The following is a 230-nucleotide window of genomic DNA, read 5'->3' as shown; positions in this document are numbered from 1 at the left end:
CGCCGGCGCGGGCGCCGGGCGCGGCGCGGCCGGGCGTTCGGAACGCGCCGCCGCCTGTCCCGACCCGCCCGCCTCCGGCCGGAAGGCGAGCATGCGCAGCACGGCCATCTCGAAGCCGGTGCGCGCGTCCGGCGCCATCGGCAGGTCGCGGCGGCCGGTGGTGGCGATCTGGTAGTAGAGCTGCACGTCCTCCGGCGCGAAGCGGCCGGCCAGCGCGGCCAGCTCGGCGG

1 pseudogene is annotated in these 230 nt (G+C 80.4%); it reads right to left on the bottom strand.

Annotated features, from left to right (window positions below):
• Positions 1-230: pseudogene (locus tag ACH65_RS18375) on the bottom strand (DNA polymerase III subunit gamma/tau); the annotation flags it as partial.

The sequence above is a fragment of the Frateuria defendens genome (assembly GCF_001182895.1).
Taxonomy (GTDB): domain Bacteria; phylum Pseudomonadota; class Gammaproteobacteria; order Xanthomonadales; family Rhodanobacteraceae; genus Frateuria_B; species Frateuria_B defendens.
The sequence above is the reverse complement of the archived record's forward strand: the minus strand, read 5'-3'. Positions and strand labels throughout refer to the sequence as shown.